We start from the raw sequence: 5,070 nt of genomic DNA, 5'->3' as shown, positions 1-5,070 counted from the left end.
AACTACTACTGTCTGTTGATTTAATTGGCAAAAATATAATAAATTCTTTTAAAGATATTTTGACAAAACTCGATATAAAAAACTTTTTAATTTTACCAGAGATGCAAATCTACAGCAAAAATGGTACATATTTTGACGTTGGCACTCATTATGTTAGAAAAATAGAAGTCAAAGATAATTTGGTCTTTTCGGTCAAAAAAGTTTATAATGAAAATTTGGAAGATTTAATTTACAAAAATAAATTAGAGACAAAAAATGTTGAAAATATTTTAAATAGGAAATACGATCCTGAAGAAAATAGAATTGACGAAGATTTTTTGTTTAAGTATGAAAATTATTTTTTAAATTATTTATATCTATTTAAATCTTCTGATGATAAAGCTTATATAGTAGGAGACCTTGTTGATTCTATGCCTATAAGTAAGATAAAAGAATTTACAAACATGGAACTTTCTGATGGAAATAGTGAAGTAAATTATAATTTTAATATTAAAAGGCACAGAAAAAATAGTTTTAAGAGTGAAAAATTATTTAATTATATATTGCCCCTAGGTCTTGTAATTATTTTGGCTGGCAATTTAATTTATGTAAATAGCTTAAATAAAAATATAAATGAATTAGAAAAAGATAATGAAAAAATTAGACCAGTTGTGCAAGATGTTTCCAGTGATAAGTATCAAAGGGACAATAAAAATTTTGTAAAAATAATTGGCGATGTGCAAGCACTTGAAGATTCAGATTTTGTAATTACAAAATACTTATTTGACAACGGAGATATATCTATAAGTGGAGTCGTTAAGGATGAAAGCTATCTAGATAAAAAGTTTAAAGATTATAAGATTACTTATAAAAATATGTATATTGAAGATGGATTTAATAAATTTGAAATAAAATTAAAGAGCAATTAGGAGTTAGACATTGAAAATAGGAAAAGTAAAAAATAGCGAATTAGAAAAATATGTCTTTAAAAATGTAAAAATAAAAAGGCCAGAAGTTGTTTTAAGTGGAGGGACGGGCATAGATACTGCCGTGCTTGATTTTGAAAATGACTTAATTGTTACATCAACAGATCCAATCACTGGTGCTTCTAAAAACATTGGGAGCCTTGCAATTCATATTTCTGTAAACGATGTGTGTTCACAAGGAGCTGATCCAGTTGGAGTTCTTTTAACCGTTCTTCTTCCACCAAGTGCAGAAATTAAGGATTTAGAAGAGATAATGATTGACTGCAACAGAGCCTGTGAAAAGTTAAATCTCGACATAATGGGAGGCCACACAGAAGTTACAGATGCAGTTAATAAAATTATTTTATCCACTACTGTTATCGGAAGAGTTGACCGCAATGGTAGACTCTCAGTTAAAAATGTAAAAGATAAAGATGTAATTGTAGTCTCAAAATATATTGGCGTTGAAGGAACAAGTATAATCTATCACGACGAGCCTGGGTGCAAAGATATTTTATCATCTGATGATAAAGAAGTTGTAGAGAAGCTTCAAGATGAAATTTCAGTAAAAGATGAGGCAATGCTTGCTAAAAAACATGGTGTAAAACACATGCACGATATTACAGAAGGTGGCATTTATGGTGCACTTTGGGAAACTTCTAAGGCAACTGGAAAGGGGATAAGTGTTGATAAAAATAAAATTCCTGTACTAGATGCTACTAGAAAAATTGCTAAACATTACGATATAGACCCCTATAAACTCATATCCAGCGGCAGCATGATTATGATTTTTGATAGAAGTGACTTTAAAGAATTTAAAGAAGCCGCCAAAAGAAAAAATCTAAAAGTTACTGAAATTGGTGAAATGAATAATTCTGGTGTGGCAGAAGTCTACGACGGCGATAAAATTTTTACTTTATCTGATCCTGAACCAGACGAACTATACAAAGTTATTAAATAAAGATGTCAATTCTGTAACAATATTGACAAAGCGGTAAAAGATATATAAACTTAAATTGCTAAATGCAAGGAGGATACAGATGAAAAAGATTTTTTTGGCGATGTCATTATTCGCTCTTATAATAGTAAACCCGATCTATGCAAGCAGTAATTTTAACGTGAGTATAAACAATAGTATTTTTACAGTGAAGTCTGCCGGAGTTCAAGTTAATGGTGAGATGTTAAACACAGAATTTAAGCCTTACATAAGAAATGGAAGGACTTTTGTACCAATTCGTGAGATAACAGAAAAATTAGGAGCAGATGTTAACTGGGACAATAAAAATAAGTCTATCACAATAAACAATGAAGGAAAAGTTATAAAAATGCAAATTGACAGCTCTACAGTGTTTGTCGATGGCAAAAAAGTTAATGTTGGAAAAGACCAAGCTCCAAAGCTAACTTCTTACAAAGCACCAAGAGCTGAGACAAAGACAATGGTTCCTTTGAGATTTATTTCTGAAACTTTTGGATACGATGTTGATTGGAATAACGACAAAGTTGTTGCGACAATTAGCACATTTAAGTCTGCAAATTTAAAAGATGAGAAGAAAAGCAATGTAGTAAAAGTTTCTACAGCTAATGATAATTCAAAAAACAATAATTCCAACAATGGGCTTTTCTATCAATCAAATCAAGAAAAAGAAGAAACTAAAAAACTTGAAAATAATTTAGACAAAGGCAAAAAAGAAGAAGTGTACAATTCCTTATCATTAAATATGGAAGATGAACAGGAAAAAAGAGTAATAAAAGATAAGATACAACTTAATGGAAAACTTAGAATTGTAATCGACCCTGGTCATGGTGGAAAAGATTCAGGAGCAGTTGGAGCAGATTCTAAGACATTTGAAAAAGATTTAAATTTAGAAGTAGCGGAAAGACTATTTTCTGTACTTCAAAATAAAAATTACGATGTAATAATGACAAGAAGCCGCGACGAGTATATAAAACTTGTTGACAGAGCATCTGTATCAAATGACAATAATGCAGATTTGTTCCTTTCAATTCACTTCAATAGTGCTGATAATGAAAGTGCTAGTGGAATTGAAGTATTATATGCATCTGAAAAGAATATAAAAATTAAAGATACAGTTCAAAAACATTTTGCACAATGTCTACAAAATGCTCTAGTTAAAGAGACTGGTGCAAAAAACAGAGGAATAATAAATAGACCAGCTATTGCAGTAACTAGTAAGACAAAAAATGTTGCAGCATTAGTTGAACTAGGATTTATTTCAAATCCAAATGAACTAGATAAAATAAAAGATTCAGATTATATTGACCTATTAGTTAGAGGAATAGCTAATGGTATTGACAACTATGTAAAGAATTATACAGAATAATGGTGATTAATGTGAGAGAAGATAGACAGAACAATGAAGTGCGACCAATAAAAATAACTCCTGACTATTTAACTCATCCTGACGGTTCGGTGCTAATTCAGTGTGGAGAAACTAAAGTTGTAGTTTCTGTCATGATTGAAAATAAAGTGCCAGCTTTTTTAAGAGGAAAGAATAAGGGATGGCTTTCATGCGAGTACTCAATGTTACCAGGCTCAACGGCAACTAGAAAAGTAAGAGACATTTCTCGTGGAAAGCTCGATGGAAGAAATAGCGAGATTTCTAGATTAATTGGAAGATCTCTAAGAGCTTGTATTGATCTAGATAAAATTGGGGAGAGAACTATTTGGGTAGATTGCGACGTGTTAAGTGCCGATGGTGGAACGCGTACAACATCTATTACTGGAGCATACATTGCTCTAGAAATTGCAATTAAAAAGTACTTAAAGAAAAATATACTAACTGAAAATCCTCTCATATCAAAAATTTGTGCAGTATCTGTTGGAAGAGTAAATGGAGTAAGACTTGTGGACTTGGATTTTAAAGAAGATTCTAATGCTGAAGTTGATCTTAATCTTGTTGTAAATGACAAATACGAAATTATTGAAATTCAAGGTACAGGCGAAAAAGGTACATTTACACTAGATGAATTAAATGAATTTATTAAAGATGCTGAAGTTGGAATAAGAGATATTTTTAAATATTTTGAAATAGTGGAGAATTATATATGAAGCTAGTTTTATCTACTGATAACAAAAATAAAATAAAAGAAATAAAAGATGTGCTAAAAGATTTAGATATAGAAATTCTAGGAAAATCTGATGTAGGTTGCGATTTTGAAGTGGAAGAAAATGGAGACACTTTATATGACAACGCACTTTTAAAGGCACAGGCAATTGCTGATAAAACAGATTTTTATGTCTTAGCAGATGATACAGGCTTATTTGTAAATAGTTTAGGAGGAGATCCTGGAGTTCATTCAGCACGCTATGCAAGTGAACACAATGACAAACTTAATAGAGAGAAGCTTTTAAAAAATCTTTCTGACTCAGAAGACAGAAGTGCCTACTTTAAAACTGAATTAGTTCTAATTGATCCAGATAAAAATATTATTCCTATAGAAGGAATATGTGAAGGTAATATCATAGAAGAGGAAAGAGGAGACAATGGTTTTGGATATGATAGCATCTTTATGCCTTTAGGATACGACAAAACTTTTGCTGAAATGACTCTAGATGAGAAGAATAAAATCAGCCACAGAAGTAGGGCTTTACAAAAACTAAAAATAAAACTTACAAAAATTAAATAACTGTTGACATATTTGAAATAGTTTGCTAAAATCAATATTGTTGTGGTGGATGTGGCCTAGTTGGTTAAGGCGTCAGATTGTGGTCCTGAAGATCGTGGGTTCGAATCCCACCTTCCACCCCACAATGATGAAGTGTCAATTGACACTTCATTTTTTATGCTAGAGTGGCGGAATTGGCAGACGCACCAGACTCAAAATCTGGCGATCGCAAGATCGTATGGGTTCAAGTCCCATCTTTAGCACCAAAAGTGTGTTTCTTAATTGAGACACACTTTTTTTAATTTAATAATTTATTTTCCTACTTAGTAAAGATAGTTTAATTTGTAAAAACTTTTATGAGTTTATAATTATAAAAAAATTTACTAAGTTTTTTTTATGTGGAAATTTAATTTAAACATAAAACTATTTATAAAAAAATTACATAGTTTTTACTCAAGACACAAATTATTTTAAAAATAAAAAATATTTTTACAAAATT

General features: G+C 30.7%; 5 protein-coding genes and 2 tRNA genes. All 7 read left to right on the top strand.

The window, feature by feature from the left end:
- A partial coding sequence (locus ACOX6R_RS07200) for a hypothetical protein (RefSeq protein WP_433448729.1) occupies window positions 1–908 on the top strand: 908 nt, incomplete at its 5' end.
- A gap of 10 nt (window positions 909–918) precedes the next feature.
- Window positions 919–1,905: an AIR synthase family protein gene (locus tag ACOX6R_RS07195; protein ID WP_433448727.1), complete on the top strand. Its 987-nt coding sequence runs from the start codon at window positions 919–921 to the stop codon at window positions 1,903–1,905.
- Window positions 1,906–1,984: 79 nt separating this feature from the next.
- Window positions 1,985–3,286, top strand: coding sequence for an N-acetylmuramoyl-L-alanine amidase (locus ACOX6R_RS07190; RefSeq protein ID WP_433448725.1), 1,302 nt, complete (start codon window positions 1,985–1,987; stop codon window positions 3,284–3,286).
- Between the two features lie 11 nt (window positions 3,287–3,297).
- Window positions 3,298–4,014: a ribonuclease PH gene (gene rph, locus ACOX6R_RS07185; protein ID WP_433448723.1), complete on the top strand. Its 717-nt coding sequence runs from the start codon at window positions 3,298–3,300 to the stop codon at window positions 4,012–4,014.
- Window positions 4,011–4,592, top strand: a complete 582-nt coding sequence (gene rdgB, locus ACOX6R_RS07180; protein ID WP_433448721.1) for an RdgB/HAM1 family non-canonical purine NTP pyrophosphatase — start codon at window positions 4,011–4,013, stop codon at window positions 4,590–4,592. The genes rph and rdgB overlap by 4 nt, the downstream gene beginning before the upstream one ends.
- 45 nt (window positions 4,593–4,637) lie before the next feature.
- Window positions 4,638–4,714: transfer RNA gene (locus ACOX6R_RS07175), tRNA-His, on the top strand.
- Window positions 4,715–4,750: 36 nt separating this feature from the next.
- Window positions 4,751–4,837 (top strand) — tRNA-Leu (locus tag ACOX6R_RS07170).
- The last annotated feature ends 233 nt before the right edge of the window (window positions 4,838–5,070 follow it).

It is taken from the genome of Peptoniphilus sp. (assembly GCF_050943655.1).
Taxonomy (GTDB): Bacteria; Bacillota; Clostridia; order Tissierellales; family Peptoniphilaceae; genus Peptoniphilus_A.
The sequence above is the reverse complement of the archived record's forward strand: the minus strand, read 5'-3'. Positions and strand labels throughout refer to the sequence as shown.